Source organism: Bacillus cereus group sp. MYBK227-1, from assembly GCF_051916325.1.
In the GTDB taxonomy this organism is placed as follows: Bacteria; Bacillota; Bacilli; order Bacillales; family Bacillaceae_G; genus Bacillus_A; species Bacillus_A cereus.
This window is the reverse complement of the sequence record NZ_JBQAGK010000004.1, coordinates 136,251-159,299: the sequence shown is the minus strand read 5'-3', so window position 1 is coordinate 159,299 and position 23,049 is coordinate 136,251. Positions and strand designations below refer to the sequence as shown.

The window sequence follows — 23,049 nt, the reverse complement described above, 5'->3', positions numbered from 1 at the left end:
TTCATGTGTTTTTGCATTGTCTGCTGCGTCAGTTTAGTTTTCCTAACTTATTGTTTCAGTCTTAACTTGAATTTCTTCCTTATAATTACAAAAGGGATATACCTAAACATATAACTGCTAGTAAAATATATCCTTATATTATTTTATAATGATAATAATTAATGAGTCAAAGTGATTTGCGAAAACTACCAACTCAGATACATACTTTTATAGAAATACAGTAGGCCTTTTTACATTAAAAAACTCACCATCCAACAGAAATGGCGAGATCCTTATATATTATTTAATATCTTGTTTTCTCTAATGCTTTTCTTCTTAATTAACAAATAACTGCACTATACGTTATATAAGCTAAAATATCTGAAAGGTTTACTCTGATAAAAGCCAAATGACTACAAATATTCCTGTAACTGCCGCACCTCCGAAAAATCCTACCAATATTTTCCCATGAGTACCATTAACAACTTCTTTTAAATCTGCTTTTGCCTTTTTCTTGTCTTCTCCTGATAAAATCCAGATAAGCAAAAAGCTAACCTTTCATGCCCAGCTTCAAATCCACTTCCTAGTAATTGCTTTCTTACTTTACTTTAAATTTTTACTAACTCATACTCTATGTGCCTCTCCCCCACATCACCATCAAGCTAACAGAACAAAATACATCCTAAAATAAAATACGCCATCCTTTCCTATGATTCTACAGAAAGAATAGCGTATTTTTTCTTTTTATGGATACATTTTTCAGCTCGATAACGATGGGGTGTTACCTCAAATATAATTATTTTATTTACATGTTTCTTTTAAATTTCTTTCAAATCTTTTCATAGGTTGGTATACAAGAACGTGTAGTGATAAACCTATCACTGCAGTAATGTTTAAAATAATACTTATAATCATTAAAGACCATTCTATAACTGGAGAAAAGTATCCATTCGTACTTAACGTAGAAGAACTTATACCAAGTAGTAAAATCACTATTAGTAAAGGTAAGTTTTTAACCAATTTGAATCCCCCTTTAAATGTAATATCTTTATATTATTATATCACACACTAGTTTATGTAATTAATATACGATAGTTATCTATGAGCAATTTTACATGTTTTTTTTGTTACAAGTTAGCACGAAATTTTGTTCTCGGGTACTATAAAATTTCCGCTTGATGGCGATGTGGTTCTATCCCATCGCTATCAAGCTAAGAAATTCATTGTACACCAAAACGAAAAAAGATGAAAAAATAATAAAAAGCTTATCATTAAGTGCTAAAAGATAAGCTTTTTTGTCTATACTTATTAAATTTTATTTGATTTCTTCCATGCTAATACTGTAATAAGATATTGAATACCAAATAGGAAAGCGAAAAGTATAATAAATCTTGCTATTACTGATAACCATCCAACGAAATCTTCAGGTAAGTTATATTTGTATGTGGTAGCACCTATTGCGACAAAACATAAAATAAAGGTATTACTCATTTTTTCTTTTAATTTTTCTTTTAATTGTTCTTTATTATTAATATCCGTTTCATAGACACCAGTTAGAATAGATTTAATAAAAACGAATATCATATAACAAATTATAATGGCTAATGAAGCAGCCCATTCTAAAAATGGACGGTGTAGATATGCTCCTCTTATTATAAAATCAACAAAAGCTATAAATAGGACAATAATTCCAGATTGAGCCCAAATTTTCATTTCGATTTGTTGAATTCTTTCATCTGGGTGTGTACTGAGTGAAAACCATTTTTTTAGTTTTTCCATTTTAAAATTCCTCCCAAAATAATTTATCTAAACTTTTATCTAGTGTTTTAGCTGTATGAATGCAAAGTTTTAAAGAAGGGTTCTAATTATTACTTTCAATAAGACTAATGGTTTGTCAAATAACGTTTACAATATCGACCAACTCTTGCAATCTTCACTTTACTTAAAGACATTAAATACACCTCACTTGTAAAGATAACTTCACACCATAAATCTTATATTTTATATATTAAATTATTAATAACATAAATGCAATATATATTTTACATTAAGTCATTTATAAGTTACTAAATTCTGTGTTTTTGTATCTAAAACTATCCTACAAATATAAAAATAGGTAATTCTTTCTGTAGAATCATAGGAAAGGGTGAATTTATTATATCTGTTTCTATATATAATAAATTAGAACTATTTGTTCAAGAGATTCAAAGTTACTTGTACTTATCTCCCAATTAATTGTGCAATCTAACCTTTTCATCTACTAAGTTCTTTTACTAAGGAATAGAAACTAAAAAAGAAATAGGAATGAACTTTTTTTATTATTGTGTTCATCTTTTTTTGTTTTAGGAGAGATTTTATCTTTTAGCCTGGTAACAACGCGGAAGGATCCTAAGTTTAACAATCCCTGTAGTTACTGCATACTAGCAACAACCTTTTGAAATTCAAGTTACTGCGATGTATAATTATCAAAAAATCTAAGGAGTCATATATATGGCTAACATAAAAATAAAAGCTGAGGTTCTGAGTATAGGGTTACAAATTGGTTTATTTTCAAAAACTGAAATAATTGATTGGGCTGATCAGACAATTGAAGCATTAGATAGCCCTTCTATTGAAATTATAGAAGTTTCTCTATCTAGTAATGATAAGTTGGTTGACATCGTACCTAAATTAAAAAACGTAAAAGGAACGTATGATAAAAAATTACCCGTAAAAATAATACTTGGACTGTTATGGGATAAATTTATCCTAAATGAAGAAAATGTATTGAAAATAAAACCATTTATATCTAATTTGATACATAATAATTGCTGTGAGGAATTCAGTTATGTGGATGAACAGCTATATAATTTTAATGAGGAAATTAATTTAGCCGCAGATAATATATATGGGAATCTAGAAGATATTAATCAAGAATTAAAAAGCTTTCTATTTCCTTATAAAGACTTTAGTAATCACTTCAGTTTTTGGGAAACTTAAAAAATATTAAATTGATGGTAATAGATCATTCGGAAATGCCCCCATAAAATAGTAGTTTTATCGTTTTCCGACAGAAGACTCCTTCCTCAAAAATGTGAAGGTGTGAAACACCAATTTTAGGTGGGAGATGAGTGTCGGTTGGCATAAGCCAACATATTTGCTATCATTTACTTGTACAGATTGCTCTTCGAAAACTGAAGATATGAGGTTGGTTGCAGAAAAACGTTGCAGCCGTAAAATCTTCAACGTTCTATCGCCCCACGCTTCTCAAAATTGCGAAAACCAAGCTAAAGTAGGTAGTGTGGTGAGTCAGCGTACAAGATACTTATGTTCTCACCGTAGGGACTGCGGGTAGAGCCTCCTAAGATAACTGGTGGATACATCGGTGTTCGCAGGAATCTCCCACTTCAAACAGTCCGTTAGGACGTTAAGTGGTGAGTAGTTCAATATTACAGCTATCCTACAAAGTGGTTTATCTGTTCATGAAAAATAAGAATTCATTACACATAATACCGAAATTTATTTTCCTGCTTTGAACCTCACTCCTATAGAATAGCTAGTACAAATAGTTGAACTCTTAAAAAGAGCTTTAAAAAATAAATAGTAAGACCAATTTTCAACCGCCCTTTACAGGTGATCTTTTACTTTTTCTACTTCACATATACAAAGAGTTCATTTGTCGTAATATAGTATCTTCTCCCCTTTTCATTCATGATTCTTTACTTCTTTTCTCTCTCTCTTGCCAATGAATAAGGTATATAATTGAGTACCTGTCAAAACTGTTTTTCTTCCACATTAAGATAAAAATTTACTATCAACTAAAGATTCTATTCCTTCACCGTTTCTCCAATACATAACTGGATTAGGCCTTCTGGAGGCTAAAGGGGCCAGGAAAGCAGCAAAGCTAGCGTAAGGTGCTAAATTCCCTCAAGGCATCTCAAAAGCTGAACAATTATTTAATATTCCTATACTCTCCACTCTCCAACATACAACAAAATACATCGTAAAATATATTTTACGATGTATTTTAAAAGGGAAATCGTCATCAGTTTTCTCACCCATATATTTATGAAGAGCTTTACCATTCACGATAAACTCCTCAAATTTTAAAAAGTTCTTTTAATTGTATTATACGTTTTAAACATAGATTTACACGTATAACAAAGGGATAATACGGATAAGTTATACTAAATGAACGTGGTTCAAGTCGCAGGAAGGCACCTTAGGGTGTCTTTTTTTGTACATAATAAAAGCCTCACCATCCTATGGAAACGGTAAGTCCTTTAAAACAAATAGTAATTGTAAATATATTAATTTTACATTACATTAAGGTTAGAGAAAACTCTTATACTAATACAGTGCTAAATAGTAGGTGAAAAAATGGAATTTAAAGATTTGGGTATTACCATTAAAGAACTTAGAATTAAAAAAAACATATCACAATCCGAATTGTGTCATGGAATATGTTCACAAAGTCAAATTAGCAAGATTGAAAAAGGTGTTATTTATCCATCTAGTATATTGTTATATCAATTATCAGAAAGACTTGGCATTGATCCGAATCATATATTTGCACTAACTCAAAACAAAAGATTAAAATATGTAGAAAATGTAAAATACGTAATAAAAGATTGCTTAAAGCAAAAACAATATAAAGAACTTTATGAAATAGTAAAAAAAGAGAAAAACTTAAATAATTTTCAAACAAACGAAGAGAAACAATTTCTAATATGGCATGAAGCAATTGCTATATTTGAGGTAAATAGATCTACAAAAACTGCTTTAACTCTTTTAAATCATGCATTAAAACTAACTTTAGCCACTTCTGATTTTTTATCAGAAAGAGAAATACATATTATGCAGACAATGGCTATATTTCATGGGGAAAATAAAGAATATGAAAAAAGTATTACGATATTAAAAAGATGTTTAACTAATTTTAACAAGTTAGATTTTCCTAGAGATAAAGAAATTAAATTAAAAATCATTTTCAATTTAGCAAAATGTTTAGACTTCACATATCAACATGAAGAGGCAATAAAATACATTGATAAGGGCATCAAATTAGCTATTAATCTAAATACTTTATACCTATTAGGTGAACTATTCTATTTAAAAAGTCAGTGTTTATTAAAGATTAAACAACACAATGTAGAAGATGTTGTTTATAACTGGAAAAAAGCATTATTTATATTTGAACTAACAGAAAAAGAATATTATATAAAAATGGTACAAGATGAACTTATTGAAATACAAAATAAAAAACACTCATAATTTCGTAAAAACTACTTAAAAAACCCACAGGAAAAGTTTCCGTAGGTTTTACATTTATAAACATATTATTATTTTTTATAAAACCGCATCTCCAATTATTAGATAACTATCTAATCCATTGGAAATGCGGTTTACTTAGGTCATTAATATTTCAGCTATTCTCTTTATTTGAAAATTACATCTACCATACTAATTTAATATTATATTCCTGAAGCCAACTATTAACTTGAAGTAAATAATCTATTATACCTCTTGCATCATTACCTGAAATTACTTCGTCTTTTCCTTCTGCAATAGCACGAACTCTTTCTACATTAATTAATGGCAAAATAGGTGATTCAGGATTGTTCAACACATGTAACATCCAATCACTAATACCTTGTAGATAAGAGGCATCCTTAGTGCTTGGATATGCACTTTTTTTGCGATAACGTACATCCTCTGGAAGTACATTTTCAAAAGCTCGACGTAAAATACCTTTTTCAATATTGTCTATGCTTTTCATTTCGAATGGGACATTCCATAGATATTCTACAAGCCGGTAATCGCAAAATGGAACTCGTACTTCAAAGCCATTCATCATACTTGTGCGATCTTTTCGTTCTAGCATAAATGGCAAGAAACGTGTAATAAACATGTAAGACATTTGACGTTGCTTCATTTGCAGATCACTTTCACCTTCTAAAAAGGGAACCTCAGCAACCGCATCTTCAAATTTTTGTTTTTGATATTTTTCAGGGCTAATCTTCGCTTTAAAATCCTCTGATAAAATTTCTGTACTATACCATAAATTAACACTCCAAGGGAATATCTCTGCATCTAGAAACTTCTCTTGATGGAACCATGGATATCCTGAGAATACTTCATCTGCGGATTCACCTGAAAGTGCAACTGTTGCGTCTTTCTTCATTTCCTTAAATAGCAAATAAAGAGACGTTTCTAGTTCTCCAACTCCAGGTAGATCACGCGCTCGCATTGGAGTTAATAAATACTCTATTAAACTATCTGATCCTAACTCTATAGAATGATGCTTTGTTCCTACATATTCAGCCACACGTTTCACCCAAGGTTCATCACGATCAAAACGAAGGAAGTCTTGCTCAAAGTCTTTTTCATCATTGATGAAATTCAGGGAATATGTATGAAGACGTTCCCCTTTATTCCCAAATTCGTTTCCTGCTAAACCTGTTAAACCACTGGAATCTAAACCTCCGGAAAGCATAGATACCACTGGTTTATCAGCAATTAACTGACGTTTAACCGTATCTTGTAAAATGGAGCGGATTGTCTCGACTGTTGTATCAATATCATCTACATGTTTTTTACTTTCAAGTTTCCAATACTGTGTCGTATTCGAACCATTAGAGGTAAACGTCATATAATGGCCAGCACGCACTTCATGTATATCCTTGAAAATAGCATGACCAGGAGTACGTGTTGGTCCAAGACAAAATATTTCAGAAAGTCCTTCTTTATCTACCTCAGCATCTACAAGTGGATGCGAAAGTAAAACTTTTAACTCTGAACCAAAGAGAATTGCGCTTCCCCTTTGAGCGAAAAATAAAGGCTTCACGCCTAGATGGTCACGACCAAGCATCAATTTCCCAAATCTTTCATCCCAAATACCAAAAGCAAAAATCCCATTTAAGTGTTGAACACAATCTTCTTGCCACTCTAAGTAAGCGTGTAGTAATACCTCTGTATCCGACTTGGTCTGAAATTCATGACCTTTCTCCTCAAGTTCTTTACGTAATTCTTGATAGTTATAAATTTCTCCATTGAACGTAAGGCCAATCGTATTATTTCCATCTTTATACAGCATAGGTTGAAGGCCACCTTCAGGATCAATGACGATGAGACGTCGATGACCTAATGCCGCTCGTTTTGAAAACCAATGCCCCTCTGCGTCAGGTCCTCGGTGAATGATAGCATCTGTCATTTTTTTTAACGTTTCTTGTTCATTAGACAAGTCTTTAGACCAGTCTATCCACCCTGCAATTCCACACATAGTGTCTACCTTCTCTCAAATAGTATAGAAACCGACTAAAATCAGATATCAGTCGGTTTTCCGTAAAAAAATCCGACTAAAAACATCTTTTAGTCATGTTTATATAATAAAATGAATTAAATAAAAAATCAAATAATTCACTCAAGAAAGAAATCACTGTCCCCTTTCACTTTAATTCTCATCGTCCGATTATAAAAATTATTACCTCAAACTTTCAACTTTATCCCTAGGTTATAAAGTTGCATTCTATTATAGTTATATACTAGAAATAATAATGGTGTATGTTATTCTATAAGAAGCAAATAAAGGACTTTCTATTAAGTGATACAAATGAACTGATACAGAATTTAAAGACAGAAAACTTCGCTAAATATTTCAAGGATAGGGTGTAGACAATGATCAAATTAGAAAAAGAAAATAAAAAGATGAAAATCATTCAATCTGCCACAATACTGTTCTCTACGCGTGGTGTCCGTAACACAACAGTTGATGAAATTGCAAAGACAGCTAAAGTTGGTAAAGGTACTATTTATTATTACTATACAGATAAAACTGAAATATTATGCGACTGCTATATGCGTCATATTCAGCTTAAACGCTCACAATTATTTAATTTATATAAAGAAGAAAAAGATGTTTTACTTCGAATACAAAAAATTCTTCATTATATCAGCCTAGAATATCATCAAGATCCGTTTGTTTCTACACTCTTTCAAGAATATAAAGAGTACCATTCACCTGAAATTACAACTTGTTTTAAACAATCTGAAGAAGAAGCAATTAACATGATAAGTAATTTACTCGAAAAAGGTTATCAGCAAGGAGCTTTGCATAAGGTACCATTACCACTTACAGCTTTTATGTTAGTACGAATGATTTTTAACTACGAACAGGATTATATAAAAGATGATAAAAGTGATACAGAATTTCTGCAGTTGCTAAAGCATATGCTTCATAAAAACTAGTTTTAACCACATACACAAAATAAGTGCGTTACAAATATATGAAGAAGAACGTGAATTATGGTGTTTTTTTATGAGCTCCTTTCACTCTAGGCAAACATACAAAATATCCAACGCTTATATAGGAATGAAAAAATAGTCCAGCAAAAAGAGCGTGTTTTCATCTATCTAAACACGCTCTTATAAATATTTAAACCCTATATGAATTGCTTATTCCACTCTAATTGTCTTTTAACTCATACATATCTTTTTAAATACGTTTATCATGCCAGAAGTTTATTGGAAAATGATTATTCTCATCATAAGCTTCAAATTCATACCCTTTTTCTTTTAATCCTTTTATTATTGCTGGGACTGCCGCGACAGATTGTGGATGAATATCGTGCATTAAAACAATTTCTTTTGAAGACGTCGCACCTGCTAAGACATTTTGAACAATTTTTGCGGCCGCTACATCCACAGGTAATTTATTGTATTTCCAATCTAGAGAATCAATTGTCCAATCCCATACTTTTAAATTATTTCCGACCACCTCATTTCGAAGTGAATCATTTAATCCAGGCATTGATCCATATGGTGGACGTGTTAATTTCGGTGTGTTTCCAATAACATTTCTAATTAAAGATTGATCCTCTTTCATTTCCTTCACATATTCCTGATTGTTGTATAACTTTTTAAAATCATGTGTCATGCTATGCATGCCCACATAATGGTTTTCTACATGCTCTCGTTTCACTAAACCCGGGAACCTTTTCACATTATCGCCAATTAAAAAGAATGTTGCTTTCACATCATTTTTCTTTAATACATCTAATAGGTTAGCTGTATATTTTCCTGGTCCATCATCAAAAGTTAAATATGCAACTTTTCTTTCTTTACCATCGAAACGATTAGGTATCGATTTTTTTAATTCATTTTTAGGTAGACTGCTCACTTGTTGAACACTGTTAACCTCTTCCGCATTTACCAGCTTAGGATTCGTAATAGATTGAAACATGTAATACCCTATTGCTACTAATGTAATAGCCAACAATACACTTACAATTCTTTTTTTCTTAAGCTTAATTTTCATATTATAAACTTCTTTCTATCAAATCATTCCACTTTAAGTCGTTTAGTTTTATTATTTTATTAACTTATTAAGTTTTTTAACTTAACCAATCTCAATTTTGGACTATCATTTTAATAATCTATATAGGTGAAAATTAGTGCCCTGCACTAGCGTTCATGGCATTTCCTATAATAGTTAAAACTACCGGAAATAATACTGGTCCTAAGGTAAGGAAAATGTTTAAAAGTATAATAAAATTATATAGTGGGCTATAATTTTTACTATTACTGTTTTCGAAAACTAGGATGAATAATGTTATTACAGTAATCAAATGTAGTAATAAAATTATCAACCAATAATACATCATTATAGTAAGATTCCACTTTCCTAATAGTTGGTATGTTACCCCTATTATTATCCCTAATATAGTAACATTAAAGGAAATAAACAAAGTTCTTTTTAGTATTTTAGGAAATGTTTTATGATCCACAGTTTTATTATATAAACCGATTAAAATACCCAAAGATAGATATGCCAGTAATAGCCCTACCCAATTCCAAATCCAATCTTGATCCCCCATTAAATTAAACAAAAGCGAAAGGATCCCTCCTACTGCAAAAATCGAGGAGATCATAATACTATTTAAAGCTGATTTCATACTATTCTCACTTCCTTAAAAATTTTACAATACAGCATTGAAGTCTACTCTTAAGTTGTCCTTTACTTATTAGAATCCTTTTCATTAAAAATCTTGTATGGAAATCCCATCATATAATCCGGTCATCATACCTATTAGCATATACGGAGAATGGGTAGGCCCAGCAAAAATTACATGTACATGATCCCATACCATAATTTTCAAACTAAACAAAACTCCACCAAATCCTACTCCACATGGTAGATATACAAATAGAGGATGCGATCCATCAACTTTTATTTGTATATCAATTATTCAGACGAGTAGCAACTACTGCATTACCTTAAAATACTTGCTTTGATTTTTCATGGTTAATAAAATAGCACATTTGATTCTTATTAACTTATGTTCCTCCTTCTTCTACTGCTTTACTATAACCAGCTGTATATTCAAAAATAGTAGCCCCTTTATTTCTAAGTTAATCTTTTTCCCACTTTTTCGCAGCTGCTGCCATATGTACATATGATATTTTAAAATTAATCATAATTTATTATAATTAAGTATATATTAACAATTTATTAAGTATAAGTAAATAAAATTAATAATAATTTAATTTTATTTACTTATTTAAAGGGGATTACATATATGAACGATATTAATGTTGGTCACAAAATTATGGTATTTAGAAAAGGTGCCGGATTAACGAGTAAGCGTTTAGCAGAGTTAGCTGATATAACACCTTCCATGTTAAGTCAGATTGAAAAAGGAATCACAAACCCTTCATTACAAACACTAAAATTAATTTCTGTAGGATTAAATATTCCATTGTTTAATTTTTTCTTAGAGGATACCAATACAGAAGAATTAGTTGTAAGAGCTAACCAAAGGAAAAAAATAACTTTTCCTGAAAGCGGCAATGTTTCGTATGAGCTATTATCTCCTAATTTAGATGGAGCACTAGAATTGGCTTTAATGAATCTGTTACCTCAAACTGCTTCATCTATGGAGCCTGTGGCACATAAAGGGGAAGAAATAGCATTTATTATGGAAGGACAAGTGAAACTATATCTAAATGATGAGGTTTTACTTCTCGATACAGGTGATAGTGTTAAAATCCCACCTTATGCAAAGCATAAATGGGAAAACAACTCTTTAAACAAAGTCACTGTTATATTTGGAGTAACTCCACCATCTTTTTAATTTCAAATACTAGCGAAGAAAAGTTAGAGAAAATAATTCTCTAACTTTTCTTGTATACATAACTTTATTTTAAGAAAGTAAAAAACTTATCTCTCAATTATATGAGATTATAATCTAAACGATTAAAAGTAGTGAAATAGATCTTTTTAATTACATACTTAATTTACTTTTTAATGTCCAGTATTTTTCTCCATTCGCTTCAAAAGAGAATTCTACCCATCCATTTGGATCTTCACGATAAATAAAGATGGTTGTTCCAGGAGTTACTGTACCAACTGTATTCTCCTCGACAGCTACATCTGGTCTACTTTTAATTTTTAAATTAAATGGATAAGGTACCTGATAGTAAGTAGCTGATGATACAACATTTGAGCTTGAACCCTCTGCATACATTTTATATGGAATTTCATTAGATAACGCGTCGACATCTAATGTTTTAGGATTCTTGGGTAATTTTTTTGCATATGTATAGTCTTCTACACGAAACGGTTTAATACGTTCCATAATCCCCGCAATTTTCTTAGCCCAGCCTTTATCTGATGCATATTTTACGTTCATGCCAGTTAATGTTGGTCCGTTATAATACATACCATTTTCTTCCAAATATCTTTCTCGTACATAATTAGCGTTATAAGCAATGCTATCGCCGTAGCTTGGTAAATATTTCGCATATTTAAAAGGATCTCCATCATATGCACGTAGACCGAATAGATTATGTTTTTGATATGCGATTTCTGATTTTCCGTATCCAGATTCTAAAATCGCATGCGCCGCTAAATAATGAGCACTCACGCCATATTGATTTTGCGCATTGATAAAATCTTGCCCATGTCCAACTAAAGGACTATCCGAATGATATTTCGCAATAAAACTATCAATCTCTTGAGCTGTAATTTTCGAAGCCACTGTTAAATTTAAATCTTCATATGAGGTAGCAGTAATAACCTCCTTTTCATCATTTAAATTTTGTTGTAACATATCTGTTTTTGCAGTAAGTTGAGCAGCTTCAGCACGTGTTATAAATCTATTTGGTTGCCAACCGTTCTCGGTACCATTAGAGATTTTTAAATCTATTAAAATATTGGCATATTTTTCTCCCCAATGCCCTTTTAAATCTTCAAATCTAACCTGCTCGTTATGATTTGGTGTGCTTTGTAGTTTATATGCATTTACTAGCATCGTAGCCATAGCAGCGCGATTTACTTTTCCGGATGGATTGAAGATTCCATTACCTTCACCTCTAACAATCCCAGCTTTTTCAGCAGCAGCAATATAAGGAGTAGCCCAGTGGTTTTGTGAATCTGTAAAAGATGGTTTTGCATTAGGATCAATTTTTATACCTAAAACTTTTGTCATAATTTTTGTAGCCGAAGCTCTGTCTAAAGAGTCATTTGAACCAAAAGTTCCATCTGGATAACCATTTAATACCTGTTTATCAACTAAATAGTTAACTGATTTATCAGCCCATGTAGGAACATCAGGGAATTTATGAGTATCTGCTAAAATATTAGAAGAATTGGAAAATATAGCTCCTGCAAGGATACCTGTTGCAATTAATTTGTGTTTCATTAAAATAAACACCTCTACCATTTTATTTATCAAATTGAGATTTTCTATTTTTATATTTACATGTTTGTAATAAGAATGAAATCGTATTATCACACATTCAATTTGATGTAATGAGTATAGTTACTTATATACATAAGTGTCAATGAATGTCTTTTACAAAAATGGATAATATTCACACAGATTTGAATTTTCCTGATCTTATAATTGACTTATGCATATGGTAAATTTAATAGTTATATTTCTTTTCGATAGTGTAAGTTTCTTGAATTTAATGCTTTATTTTTTAATCTATTAGATATAGGGGCATTTTATTAGATTATTTAGGCACCCTCTTCCGATTCCCACACTTTAATAAATTCAAAACCTTTTAATTCACTTTGTTCAATAAGAGCCTTCAACTCGTCTGAAATAAAGACAACCGTCGGATGAATTTTTCCATTTATGTAGACTTTAAAAATCATTTCATTTTGAACTATATTAAAATCAAATGCGAACTTTTCACAGCCTACTATAAGGCCTGTAATTAGTTTTTTAAAGATTGCTTTATCTCCATCAATTGCATCTAGTACATTCAACACGTGAATCAAGTAATATACCTCACTAGTTGAATTGCGTAAGAGTGGTAAAAATTCAACATTATCGCCTATTAAAGGTTCAAGTACTTGCTTGGCTTTTTCACTAATCATTGGTGCACCAGTTCCTCCCCAAAATTTAGGGAAATCACTATGATTATCTCCTTCAATACACTCTATATATATTTTTCCCCATGAATTTGTTAAATGAGTTATCGAATTTATTTTTCCATCAATATATTTTTTGTGGTCTTCTTCAAAATTTAATAACTGGAAAGACTCATAGTTATCTAATACACTCTTTAATACCCATATTTTCATGCTTATTCCCCTTAACTATTCTTTTATCTTCTAAAGTAACTAAATTATTACGTAGCAAAAAATCGTTTACTACTATTTACTTTGTGATTCTAAAATATATCTTGAATATAAATTACTATACTTATTCATAATAAAAAGCTTATACAAGTGCATAAGCTTTTTATTTTTTACTCTCTTAGATATGGGTTCATATTACTAATCTAATTAGATTTCTTTACGCACCCTCTTCTGAATCCCACACTTCAGTAAATTGAAAACCTTTTAATTCACTGTCTAAAATTGCATTTTTGAATTGATCTGATACTAAAAGATAGTTAGGGTGTACCTTCCCATTTATATTCAATTTAAAAATCGGTTCGTGCTGGACAACATAAGGAATAAATACAAATTTTTTACATCCTATTATTAAACCTGAACTTAACTTATCAAAGATTGTTTTATTAGTATCAAGTGCTTCCAACACCCTTAAAACATGCATAGCATAGTATTTTTTGTTTGTTTGTTTATGAATTAATGGTAAAAATTCAATATTATCTCCTACTATAGGTTCTAAAACATTCTTGGCTTTTTCACTAATTATTTGTACACCAGACTTTCCCCAAAAAATAGGAGAATCGCTTGATTTTCCTTCATCTGTTACCTCAATAAACTTAGGCGTCCATGAACCTGACAAACTTACCATAGAATTAAAACTAGTTTTAAAATATTTTTTATCCTCTTCATAGTTCAATAATTGAAAGGTTTCATAATCATCAGTCGAGCTTTTTAATTGCCAAATCTTCATATATATTCTCCTTTATTATTGCCATTTATATAGTTATTTCTTGGGTTCATTTAATCGCAAATTACCCTCTAATAAATCTCTTCTTATCCCATGTAACACTTCAGCTATATCAGCTTGAGTACCACCCATTTCTATAACAGAATTCAATCTTTCTGTTACTTCTCTTATATACTCTTTTGAGTGGCTACCTATATGTAAAACTTCAGTAGTTACATAATCATTTATTTTATATGGTAAAAACACCCCATTGACCGCAGCATCATAACTTATCCCTATCTCTTGTAATAATTCCTGAGCTTCCACAGCCCTACTATCATTCCAAGGTACTATGTGATGTGCCGCATTAGGATATGGAGGTGTGTCAACTCCTGCATCTTTAAGTTCTGCACGTAATTTTTGAGATGCTGTATAAGAATCAGGATATTCGTTTTTCACCTCTACTCTATCAAGAACCTTATCTGCATATTCCTGAATTACTTCTTGAACATCTTTAACTTTACTTCTTCCACTAGTTTTGGAAAACATAAATGTTTCACGAGCTTTGCGTAAAACTTCAAATGTTTTTATTTGATTGCTTCCAAATCCACTTGCACCTGCAAATGCCAACCGATCCGTCAGTGGCAATTTATTTACGAAAGAAGACATTCCTGTGGAGAATTTTGCTCCTTTTGCTAATGTAGTGACTTTACTTATCCCCTTATCACCAATAAGTCCAAGTCCAATTTGTGTAAAAGCATAACTTCCCCACTTAGCACGACTTTCAGCGTCTCCATTTATTACATCATTAATAAACGAATCTGATAATGTGTTCCACATAGCAGGTAAGGTTTCATTTAAATGAGTAAAAGCGTACCCCATGTTCTCCCATGTTTCCCATTTACCAAGTGCCACAACACCATCTATTGTATCTTCAACTGCTTGACCCGTACCTTCTAAAATACCATCTATAATTTTTTCAGAAGTAGATTTTTCAGGAGGTTTCTTGCACACCGCTCCCTCTTCCATTGATCCTTCCTTTAAAAGATTATCAACTTGACGTTTTCTTTCATCAGCAATTTCTTGGATCGAAATGGTCCAATCCATATTTAATCCTTGTGTACTAAACGTACCACTTACAGGACTAAATCCTTTCCCGCTTTGGACTTCAGCAAGGCCGGCAGTAAGGCTAGCCACGAGTTGAAGAGCTGTGTTGTAGTTATTACTGGACGTATAGTTAAATTCATATAGATGCTCTAATTTTTCTTGCAGTTTTTTTCTCATCTCCACTAAAATAATAACCATGGCATCTATTCCAGGCAACACTGTAGCAATACTAATCGATTCTATACTTGAGATCATTCGATTAATTTCTTGAATTTGCTCTCTTATTTCTTGTTCAATGACATCTGTGGAAGCAACTTGTGATTGAAAATCGCTTGGAAATGCATCATTTTGACGGATTAATTCTTCACATAAATAAATGATACCTTGTGCTAAAGGACGAAAAGTTTGGACAAAAAATATTTTTGCACTACTATATGTTTGCCCTTGTAAAACTGTATCAGTTGCAAAGGTATCAATTGATTGGATTGCTTGCTCCATAGCTTGGATAGTAGCGACACAAACAGCATTCATGCTTTGGGTCTGATTTTGTACTTCCCCTAAATACATATTTAAACTCATGCTTTGTCCTCCCTTTTTAATCGCTGTTGCCGATAGGTAAGGTCAGTTTCTAAATCAATAAGATTGCGTCTTTCTTTAAGTAATATTTCTTTTTGATTTTCCAATTCCAATGCTAATTTCCGCTCAATATTTTGCGACTCTTGAAGCTTATTCATAAAAAAATGAGAAACATCTTTATCACCATGCCATGTTTCTAAAATCCTATTAAATAAACGATTATTTCGATTTCTCAATTCGTGAAAGTCCATTTCTGCTTGTCTCTGGATTTGAATCTCTGTTTGATTTCGATCCTGTTTTTCAAATACTATCCGTAATTCATGATTAAATTCATTTATTTGCTTTTCCACATCTTGACTCATCGTATTCTCCCTACCCTTCTCCCTTTATCGTAGGTTGCCACATTAGCGAAATGTCTTTTGTAGTTCATTATCCATTCTTTCAAAATCCTTAGCTACTAAATGAATATTATCAATTGCTCGTTGAAAGGCCCCACAAAATTGTCTAGTCAAATCTAGCATTTGTTGATTCACTTCTTGGGCCTGAGCATTAACAGATAGTGTAGTACGGCTCGCCTTTGTTATAGAACGATTTGTTGCACCTTGAATTGTATCCGATGCATTTTTCATTTGTGTAGCAATTTGTGTAGCCGTTTGATAATTACTTTGAAAGTTTCCCATCATTTAAACCCCTTCTAGTTCCAAAATCATCAAGAAAATTATACCATGTAAGAATATTTCAATGTATCAAATATTTCTAGTAAGGAATTGATAGCTCTTAATGATAAGAACGAAGCTTTTCTTACCGAATTTCAATTAAGGATCTCTTCAACAGATGTAGTTGAAATAGAACTATTAGAACAAATACTGAAGTTACGAAGCAAGTTATGCCAGTAGCAGGTATGGGTGCAATGGGGAGCAAATATTTTTATGGAGTTTGGTTTAGGATGGATTGGAGATAAAGGAGCAGGTCAAATTGGAAAAGCAACTTCCCCTGGAGGCTCTGTAAAGTTAACGACATTTTCAGGTGATACACCTTATATTTCAAGCCACTTACCATTAAAAGATCGATTTGCTTTTGCTGGTGGAGATGGTTTGCGATCTAGATTTGACACACCAGACTTTAAACAAGCTGAAGAAAAACTCTCTACCTATCAATTTGCTAGTAGTGGAAGAATTAATAGTAGCAGAACTAATGGTGGCAATGTTCCGTATAGTTTTGATTCATCACTTATGGAGCACCTTTTTCACGGGGAACTAAAACAAAAATGGTGGGGACTAAAAGCTGTTGGATATCACCATGAAAGTATGATGGGTGGAGGAGAAATAGTTAGAATTACCCATGCACCAAATTCCGCGGGAGTATATAGAGCAAAAGTAAAAGTAGACGGTGAAACAAAAAACGCGCTTTCTTCATTTTTCCCTAAGGATTGGGATAGAGTACAGGTACTTGATTCTATCAAAGAAGCATACGATAATAAGATTCAAGTTGATACAGTTAGATATGTAGGACAAACATCCCACGGATTTAAAGTAGAAATGATTATACAAAATAATGAGATAATAACAGCATATCCTGTTTATACTAGGAGGTAAAAAATGAAATATACATACGAATTTTATCGTGATGGACTTGGCGGATTAAGAATACGTTTGCCAAAGGAAATTTCTATAATTTCTCATTTCTTGGAAGATATTTTAGATGATGAAGTAGATGAGTATATACAAATTTTAGATAATGTAGTAGACCAAAAAGTTCCGCAATATGAAATAGAAGGGAACGTAGCAGCAGTCTACATTGAACCTAATTACACCAGTGCTATTAACTTATTTATGAGTGCTCCAAATAACCAATGTAAAATTGAGACCTCTGAATTTAGAAAACTACTTGTGTTGTGGCGAGATACAGTGGTAGCAGAAGGGAAAGATATAGAAGTATAAAAGAAAACTACCTTCTGTGATATTTAGATCATAGATGCTAAACTCAATAAAATCAAAGGTAGGAATATATTAAATATATTTCTACCTTTTTATTATGTGGCGAGACTCCACATCCATTAACTTAAAAATTTTTTATTTAACAGGAATTGTACTTGCAGGAATATAAAAGATTTTACAATTAAGATGCTGCACTTAATATTGTTAACAGTTATTTTTGCTTATCCTTCATTAATTGTAAACTACCACCCTTAACCCCTATGTTTTTCCGGTACAAGAATAAAATGTTAAAAACAGTTTTAAAATTAGTTTCTTTTTCACCTTGTAAGCTGTAGAGCTTTCATATATTCCCCTTTTCTTTCAAGGGCCTTTTTTGCATCCTTAGCCGTTAATGCAAAATCTACTGCAATGTTCTGTAATAACTCCTTATTAGCTTACCTGAAGAAATCTCTTAGTTGTTGATTTGCTAACCTTTCTTGTTTACTATCAATCAATTCAAAAAAGAATTTTTTTGTTTAATGGTCACTTTACAATCTTCAGTTGATGGATGTGTGAACGTACCGCTACTAAAATTCTTGCTTTTAAATCATTATTACTGTATTATATTTACGTAGCAATATAAGGATTATGGTATATAAAAAGGAATCAAATCTATAAGTAAGATTTAAATCCTTTTCCAATCCAAAAAGATTTTGCCAAAATCTAATATAATTTATGCTTATCTTTTTAGTATGTATTTAGTAAAAACATATTTTTTATCAATAGAATTCTGTTTTCAATGATATGAATTAGTGTTCTAAACAAGGAACCCTACAAAGTGATCTGAATAACCTGAGAGGTATTGTATGTAGTTTGCTCATCTCCAGGTACTATAATAAAAGAGCCTTACCTCTCTAGGCAAGACTCTACTAGTTTAGTTGTATACTATTTATATAATAACTAAGAAACAGAAAACATATAACACCAAATAGCAGCACCCTATTACTCCTCCTACAGCTAATACCTGTTTAACCCAACTCTTAAATTTTCGATTACTGTAAATCGCTTGCACTCTTTCCATATTTCCTCCTATTAAGTAGAACCCTTAAAGACTCTCACCTCGCTATAGTACCATTAAAAAATGAATAATAGAGATCTAATGTATAAGTATGCAATATTGCATACAAAAATGTATTGTTATAATTGTAAGCGCTTACTATAATAAGATTATAAAGATTTATCACATCTTAATACGAAAAAAGAGGAGAGAATACTATGGAAATCGCAATGGCAGTTTTAAAATTTATAGGTGGAGCAATCCCATTAATTCAAGAACTTCTAAAAGCATTTATGTAAATTCACTATTTAGCAATTATTTATAAAAATTATCATACAAATGATCTGTATATCAAAAATGAATTGATTTACAGATCATTTGCGTGAGCAAATTCCCTTTAACATGATTAAGGGAATTTTTTAATTTTTAAATACTTAAGGTTACGCTACATTAACATCAAGTTAGCAAAACAAAATGAAAAATATACTACCCATCCCTATAATTCTACGAGTAGAATCGTGTTTTTTCATTTTTGGGACATTATAAAACTTTAACTTGATGGTGATGGGATAACAATTCTGATTTAGAGATAAGATCAGTTTATACAAAGATTATCTACCTATATTTGGAAGAGGAACGCACTTGCAAAATTGAAACGATTGAATTAAAGGACTTGATGTTAGTGTGGTTAACAGAATATGAAAATCACTTAAAAAATCGTAATCTTAACTAAAAAACACCAAGACTGCCCCTCTCCTCTCCAGAGCCATCTTGGTGTTTTTTACGTTCACATACAAATTATTATTTGTATTGTTGCATGGGTTCTTTATTAAATGATATACGTCTACTTTACCATCGATAAGCAATGACTAATGTCTCCCATTTAATCGTACTGATTACCTATGCCAGATTTTAAAGGAACTATCTTGACTAAAATGATAAAACAAGAAATCGAAAAGAGCCCCTTTTTTATTTCATAAGCTGTAAAGCTTCCATATAATGCTCTTTTCTCTCAAGAGCTTTTTTTGCATCATCAGCTGTTAATATATAATCTACTGCAATGCTCTGTAATAGCTCCTTATCCGCATTTGGCAACTGGATCGTTATATCTTCCACGCTACTCTTATTATTTCCATTTGTCTTATTAAATTCTTGAATACTTCTTGCCAGCTCTGCTAATTTTTCCATATGCACAGGATTGTTTACATCCAAAAATATATTACTTCTAAAAACTGCCGTAACATATTTCTTTACATTTTTATTTTCTTTTTCTGCTTCTTCTTTTTTATCAAAAACGATATTTCCCGTATACATTTGTTCAAACGTAAATAGATCGTTATTCTCTTTTCCAGAATAATATGTATTGAACTTTTCTTTTACATCATTCGCTTCTTTTTTGATTTTATAATTATCACTATCTACTTTTGGAGAGATTCGTCCATCCAATGTTAGCTGGAACTGCAAATACGGTTCATTTTTCTGTTGTACATGAGCTATCCGTACATCTGGACCCAGTAAATCTTTATAATTCCCCGGTATGTCAACTTCATTTAGTTTAACAGAAAAACCATACTGCGATTTTGTATAACTTTGAGCTTTTTGTTCAATTTCTTTATCCGATATATCACATGATGTTAATAGTATTAAACTAAACATCATACTACATGTTATTTTTGTTATTTTCATATGGTATCTCCTTTTATGCCTACTTCATATACATAAATGCTAATATAGATTTCCGATAAAGTCACGAAGTTTAACAAAAAGAAGAGCAGTTTTAAGTTGCTATGTTTATACAATTTTATATGAACCAGAGTTAAATTTAAAGGAACTAAATCGTGCGTTTTCTCTTTATTCAACCATTTAACTTACTAACACTTTTCATAAGGTATTTACACACTGCATTTAGGTAAAGAAATACAGAAATGTGTTTTTTTCTTTGTACTATCTAAATTTATGCTCCCTCCATGTTTTTCTACTATATGCTTAGCAATAGTTAATCCAAGACCTGATCCCCCATTATTTTCTCGAGAATCATCTACTCGAACAAATGCATCAAAAATACTTTGTTTCATATCCTCAGGTATTCCAATTCCATTATCTATAATGTTTATATATACTTTGGTTTTATCTTCAATTAACGATACAAAAACGGTCGTACCTGCCGCATTATACTGTAGAGCATTAGATATTATGTTAGAGATAGCCCGGTATAATAACCTGTTGTTAATTGGAGCAATCACTTCTTTAAAGGGAATTTGATATTGAAGGATTAAGCGCTTCGCTTGAAATAAATCATAATATTCTACAAGCAATTCACGAATAAACTCAGATACATCAGTTGGATGTACTTCAAAAGGGTAATCAGAATGCTCTAATTTAGACAGTTCAAAAATATCTTCAGTTAATATCGCAATGATTCGAATCTTATTATATATTACATTCAAAGTTCTTTCTCTTTCACTTTTTTCTGTAATGATCCCTAGTTGTAAGGCTTCAACATAACCTTGAACGGTTGTAATTGGTGTCCTTAAATCATGAGATAAATCTACAAGCATCTTTTGCTTGGTTTCTTCCAACCTCTTCTTCTCTTTCTCTATTTTATCGAGTTTTTCCGACATTACATTAAACGAATGCTGTATTTGCATCAACTCAAAATATGTTTCATAATTTAACCTTTTATCATATTTCCCACTAGCAATTTCCTCAAATCCAGTTGCTAGTTTATCCAATGGCCTGGTTATTTTCCTAGCAATTTGCCTACTAAATATATATACATTCATAGAGAAAAATACAAAAAATAAAACAATTGTAGAAAAAAATATCTTATAAAAAACATATACGTATTCCTCATTTTTATCAGAAAACGTATATTCATACTTTATTGCTTTTTTAGGAACCTTAACAAGGCAATATAATGTTTCACCTTTTTTCGTTACAAATGTTGCTACAGATGAATAATAAGGAAGCTTATCATTATCAAATAATAAAGTAGTAAATTCTCTTTGTGAATATGATAAAAGCTTATCCTTCTTTTCCCCTTTGGTATAGATAACTTGTAAATTTTCATTAAGAATTTCTACCCAACCACCAAATGATTCTATTGATTCTGCATTAATAGTTTCAAAGTTTTCACGCACTACTTCACTTGCTTTTAGATTATTTAGCTCTCCTAGTTGCTTTTCTGTTTGGTACATCAAAAATATAAATAAGATTATCACCGTGAAACCTATTGCTAGTGCAAATATAACGTAATTTTTAATTAAGATATATAAAACTTTATTTTTCATAAAGTTCTTCCTTCCTAGCAAATCTATACCCAAGTCCCCGGATCGTTTTTATATAAACTGGATTCTTAGGAGAATCCTCTAATTTCTCTCGTAGTCTACTAATATGAACCATAATCGTATTATCATCTGCACAGTAATAATCGGACCATACACTTTCAAAAATTTGTTTTTTAGTAAATATTCTCCCTGGTTCCTCCATAAAAAGTGCTAAGATTTTATATTCCGTAGCACTGAGAGAAATGGATTCGCTTGATTTATAGAGTGTACAAGAATGATGATCTAATACTAAATCACCCATATGAATTTGCTTCTCCTTACCTTCTACAGCCTTATCATTAAATTCATAGGACCTTCTAAGGTGAGCTTGAACTCTAGCTATAATTTCTAAAGCACTAAATGGCTTTGTAATGAAGTCATCTGCTCCAATCCCTAAACCGATAATTTTATCTACTTCTTGAGATTTGGCTGACAATATAAGTATCGGGAATTGTAACGTCTCACGAATCTTTTTAATTAATTGATAACCATCCATTTTAGGCATCATAATATCAACAATAGCTAAATCAATATGATTTTCTTCTAGACACTTTAAGGCAACTTCACCATTTGAAGCCTCTACAACAAAAAAATTTTCCATTTCTAAAAAAAGCTTTAAAAGATCAATAATATCTTTGTCATCATCAACAATTAATATATTTTTTTTCATACTCTCCCTCGCATCAGTCGGAATTTTCAAAAATCTATTTAAGGTTATTGTAAGATAAATGAAAGTGACATGAAAGACTAACCGT

The 23,049-nt window shown here is 31.3% G+C and carries 21 protein-coding genes and 2 pseudogenes; 7 read left to right on the top strand and 16 right to left on the bottom strand.

Features of this window, described 5'->3' with window-relative positions; all coding sequences use genetic code 11:
• Positions 1–369 precede the first annotated feature (369 nt).
• The 4 genes and pseudogenes from ACTFRM_RS19850 to ACTFRM_RS19835 form a co-directional block, all read right to left on the bottom strand.
• Positions 370–525 carry a hypothetical protein gene (locus tag ACTFRM_RS19850; protein ID WP_002183093.1) on the bottom strand — a complete coding sequence of 52 codons (156 nt, stop codon included), beginning with the start codon at positions 523–525 and terminating at the stop codon, positions 370–372.
• A gap of 255 nt (positions 526–780) precedes the next feature.
• Positions 781–999 (bottom strand): hypothetical protein, encoded by a 219-nt coding sequence (locus tag ACTFRM_RS19845; RefSeq protein ID WP_000240400.1) that lies wholly within the window; start codon positions 997–999, stop codon positions 781–783.
• Between the two features lie 288 nt (positions 1,000–1,287).
• Positions 1,288–1,758 (bottom strand): DUF6773 family protein, encoded by a 471-nt coding sequence (locus ACTFRM_RS19840; RefSeq protein WP_149215846.1) that lies wholly within the window; start codon positions 1,756–1,758, stop codon positions 1,288–1,290.
• Between the two features lies 1 nt (position 1,759).
• Positions 1,760–1,931, bottom strand: a pseudogene (locus ACTFRM_RS19835) (helix-turn-helix transcriptional regulator).
• 538 nt (positions 1,932–2,469) lie between these two features.
• Between ACTFRM_RS19835 and ACTFRM_RS19830 the strand changes: the two are divergent.
• Together ACTFRM_RS19830 and ACTFRM_RS19825 are read left to right on the top strand one after the other, a co-directional pair.
• Positions 2,470–2,958, top strand: a complete 489-nt coding sequence (locus tag ACTFRM_RS19830) for a hypothetical protein (protein ID WP_400154780.1) — start codon at positions 2,470–2,472, stop codon at positions 2,956–2,958.
• A gap of 1,380 nt (positions 2,959–4,338) precedes the next feature.
• Positions 4,339–5,232 (top strand): helix-turn-helix domain-containing protein, encoded by an 894-nt coding sequence (locus tag ACTFRM_RS19825; protein ID WP_400155287.1) that lies wholly within the window; start codon positions 4,339–4,341, stop codon positions 5,230–5,232.
• A 181-nt stretch (positions 5,233–5,413) separates the two neighbouring features.
• Here the strand turns inward: ACTFRM_RS19825 and asnB are convergent, their stop codons facing one another.
• A complete protein-coding gene (gene asnB, locus ACTFRM_RS19820; RefSeq protein WP_325851943.1) occupies positions 5,414–7,240 on the bottom strand; it encodes an asparagine synthase (glutamine-hydrolyzing) in 1,827 nt (608 codons plus the stop codon).
• A gap of 395 nt (positions 7,241–7,635) precedes the next feature.
• Here asnB and ACTFRM_RS19815 point away from each other — a divergent pair, with 395 nt between their 5' ends.
• A complete protein-coding gene (locus ACTFRM_RS19815) occupies positions 7,636–8,205 on the top strand; it encodes a TetR/AcrR family transcriptional regulator (protein WP_400155286.1) in 570 nt (189 codons plus the stop codon).
• Positions 8,206–8,452: 247 nt separating this feature from the next.
• On the opposite strand, the gene ACTFRM_RS19810 is transcribed toward ACTFRM_RS19815, so the two are convergent.
• Positions 8,453–9,274: a peptidoglycan-N-acetylglucosamine deacetylase gene (locus ACTFRM_RS19810; RefSeq protein ID WP_400155285.1), complete on the bottom strand. Its 822-nt coding sequence runs from the start codon at positions 9,272–9,274 to the stop codon at positions 8,453–8,455.
• A 133-nt stretch (positions 9,275–9,407) separates the two neighbouring features.
• Positions 9,408–9,911: a DUF3902 family protein gene (locus ACTFRM_RS19805; protein WP_098348495.1), complete on the bottom strand. Its 504-nt coding sequence runs from the start codon at positions 9,909–9,911 to the stop codon at positions 9,408–9,410.
• 624 nt (positions 9,912–10,535) lie between these two features.
• On the opposite strand from ACTFRM_RS19805, the gene ACTFRM_RS19800 reads away from it, so the two are divergent.
• The gene (locus ACTFRM_RS19800) at positions 10,536–11,090 is read left to right on the top strand and encodes a helix-turn-helix domain-containing protein (RefSeq protein ID WP_400155283.1); all 555 of its coding nucleotides are present in this window, start codon (positions 10,536–10,538) and stop codon (positions 11,088–11,090) included.
• Between the two features lie 150 nt (positions 11,091–11,240).
• On the opposite strand, the gene ACTFRM_RS19795 is transcribed toward ACTFRM_RS19800, so the two are convergent.
• The 6 genes from ACTFRM_RS19795 to ACTFRM_RS19770 form a co-directional block, all read right to left on the bottom strand.
• A complete protein-coding gene (locus ACTFRM_RS19795) occupies positions 11,241–12,659 on the bottom strand; it encodes an S-layer homology domain-containing protein (RefSeq protein WP_440043483.1) in 1,419 nt (472 codons plus the stop codon).
• 320 nt (positions 12,660–12,979) lie between these two features.
• Positions 12,980–13,552 carry an imm11 family protein gene (locus tag ACTFRM_RS19790; RefSeq protein ID WP_440043507.1) on the bottom strand — a complete coding sequence of 191 codons (573 nt, stop codon included), beginning with the start codon at positions 13,550–13,552 and terminating at the stop codon, positions 12,980–12,982.
• A gap of 214 nt (positions 13,553–13,766) precedes the next feature.
• Positions 13,767–14,336, bottom strand: coding sequence for an imm11 family protein (locus ACTFRM_RS19785; protein WP_440043506.1), 570 nt, complete (start codon positions 14,334–14,336; stop codon positions 13,767–13,769).
• A 33-nt stretch (positions 14,337–14,369) separates the two neighbouring features.
• Positions 14,370–15,998, bottom strand: a complete 1,629-nt coding sequence (locus ACTFRM_RS19780) for an AHH domain-containing protein (RefSeq protein ID WP_400154963.1) — start codon at positions 15,996–15,998, stop codon at positions 14,370–14,372.
• Positions 15,995–16,357, bottom strand: coding sequence for a DUF3958 family protein (locus ACTFRM_RS19775; protein ID WP_000076392.1), 363 nt, complete (start codon positions 16,355–16,357; stop codon positions 15,995–15,997). Before ACTFRM_RS19775 ends, ACTFRM_RS19780 begins: the two co-directional genes overlap by 4 nt.
• 42 nt (positions 16,358–16,399) lie before the next feature.
• On the bottom strand, positions 16,400–16,678 hold the full coding sequence (locus tag ACTFRM_RS19770; RefSeq protein ID WP_002183102.1) for a TIGR04197 family type VII secretion effector: 279 nt from the start codon (positions 16,676–16,678) through the stop codon (positions 16,400–16,402).
• A 246-nt stretch (positions 16,679–16,924) separates the two neighbouring features.
• On the opposite strand from ACTFRM_RS19770, the gene ACTFRM_RS19765 reads away from it, so the two are divergent.
• The 3 genes and pseudogenes from ACTFRM_RS19765 (at position 16,925) to ACTFRM_RS19755 (ending at position 19,267) form a co-directional block, all read left to right on the top strand.
• Positions 16,925–17,590, top strand: a complete 666-nt coding sequence (locus ACTFRM_RS19765; protein WP_440043505.1) for an EndoU domain-containing protein — start codon at positions 16,925–16,927, stop codon at positions 17,588–17,590.
• Positions 17,591–17,593: 3 nt separating this feature from the next.
• The gene (locus ACTFRM_RS19760) at positions 17,594–17,935 is read left to right on the top strand and encodes a hypothetical protein (RefSeq protein WP_000878120.1); all 342 of its coding nucleotides are present in this window, start codon (positions 17,594–17,596) and stop codon (positions 17,933–17,935) included.
• A 1,145-nt stretch (positions 17,936–19,080) separates the two neighbouring features.
• Positions 19,081–19,267, top strand: a pseudogene (locus tag ACTFRM_RS19755) (hypothetical protein).
• A gap of 670 nt (positions 19,268–19,937) precedes the next feature.
• Here ACTFRM_RS19755 and ACTFRM_RS19750 read toward each other — a convergent pair.
• The 3 genes from ACTFRM_RS19750 to ACTFRM_RS19740 all read right to left on the bottom strand — a co-directional run bounded on the left by ACTFRM_RS19750 (position 19,938) and on the right by ACTFRM_RS19740 (position 22,964).
• A complete protein-coding gene (locus ACTFRM_RS19750; RefSeq protein WP_000704984.1) occupies positions 19,938–20,654 on the bottom strand; it encodes a hypothetical protein in 717 nt (238 codons plus the stop codon).
• Between the two features lie 206 nt (positions 20,655–20,860).
• Positions 20,861–22,258, bottom strand: a complete 1,398-nt coding sequence (locus ACTFRM_RS19745; RefSeq protein WP_322372737.1) for a sensor histidine kinase — start codon at positions 22,256–22,258, stop codon at positions 20,861–20,863.
• A complete protein-coding gene (locus ACTFRM_RS19740; RefSeq protein WP_000739375.1) occupies positions 22,248–22,964 on the bottom strand; it encodes a response regulator transcription factor in 717 nt (238 codons plus the stop codon). The genes ACTFRM_RS19745 and ACTFRM_RS19740 overlap by 11 nt, the downstream gene beginning before the upstream one ends.
• Positions 22,965–23,049 lie beyond the last annotated feature (85 nt).

Excerpts from the sequence above, each read along its gene's own strand:
- ACTFRM_RS19840 (WP_149215846.1), bottom strand. The coding sequence starts at position 1,758 with ATGGAAAAACTAAAAAAATGGTTTTCACTCAGTACACACCCAGATGAA.
- ACTFRM_RS19830 (WP_400154780.1), top strand. The coding sequence starts at position 2,470 with ATGGCTAACATAAAAATAAAAGCTGAGGTTCTGAGTATAGGGTTACAA.
- ACTFRM_RS19825 (WP_400155287.1), top strand. The coding sequence starts at position 4,339 with ATGGAATTTAAAGATTTGGGTATTACCATTAAAGAACTTAGAATTAAA.
- asnB (WP_325851943.1), bottom strand. The coding sequence starts at position 7,240 with ATGTGTGGAATTGCAGGGTGGATAGACTGGTCTAAAGACTTGTCTAAT.
- ACTFRM_RS19815 (WP_400155286.1), top strand. The coding sequence starts at position 7,636 with ATGATCAAATTAGAAAAAGAAAATAAAAAGATGAAAATCATTCAATCT.
- ACTFRM_RS19810 (WP_400155285.1), bottom strand. The coding sequence starts at position 9,274 with ATGAAAATTAAGCTTAAGAAAAAAAGAATTGTAAGTGTATTGTTGGCT.
- ACTFRM_RS19805 (WP_098348495.1), bottom strand. The coding sequence starts at position 9,911 with ATGAAATCAGCTTTAAATAGTATTATGATCTCCTCGATTTTTGCAGTA.
- ACTFRM_RS19800 (WP_400155283.1), top strand. The coding sequence starts at position 10,536 with ATGAACGATATTAATGTTGGTCACAAAATTATGGTATTTAGAAAAGGT.
- ACTFRM_RS19795 (WP_440043483.1), bottom strand. The coding sequence starts at position 12,659 with ATGAAACACAAATTAATTGCAACAGGTATCCTTGCAGGAGCTATATTT.
- ACTFRM_RS19790 (WP_440043507.1), bottom strand. The coding sequence starts at position 13,552 with ATGAAAATATGGGTATTAAAGAGTGTATTAGATAACTATGAGTCTTTC.
- ACTFRM_RS19785 (WP_440043506.1), bottom strand. The coding sequence starts at position 14,336 with ATGAAGATTTGGCAATTAAAAAGCTCGACTGATGATTATGAAACCTTT.
- ACTFRM_RS19780 (WP_400154963.1), bottom strand. The coding sequence starts at position 15,998 with ATGAGTTTAAATATGTATTTAGGGGAAGTACAAAATCAGACCCAAAGC.
- ACTFRM_RS19775 (WP_000076392.1), bottom strand. The coding sequence starts at position 16,357 with ATGAGTCAAGATGTGGAAAAGCAAATAAATGAATTTAATCATGAATTA.
- ACTFRM_RS19770 (WP_002183102.1), bottom strand. The coding sequence starts at position 16,678 with ATGATGGGAAACTTTCAAAGTAATTATCAAACGGCTACACAAATTGCT.
- ACTFRM_RS19765 (WP_440043505.1), top strand. The coding sequence starts at position 16,925 with ATGGAGTTTGGTTTAGGATGGATTGGAGATAAAGGAGCAGGTCAAATT.
- ACTFRM_RS19760 (WP_000878120.1), top strand. The coding sequence starts at position 17,594 with ATGAAATATACATACGAATTTTATCGTGATGGACTTGGCGGATTAAGA.
- ACTFRM_RS19750 (WP_000704984.1), bottom strand. The coding sequence starts at position 20,654 with ATGAAAATAACAAAAATAACATGTAGTATGATGTTTAGTTTAATACTA.
- ACTFRM_RS19745 (WP_322372737.1), bottom strand. The coding sequence starts at position 22,258 with ATGAAAAATAAAGTTTTATATATCTTAATTAAAAATTACGTTATATTT.
- ACTFRM_RS19740 (WP_000739375.1), bottom strand. The coding sequence starts at position 22,964 with ATGAAAAAAAATATATTAATTGTTGATGATGACAAAGATATTATTGAT.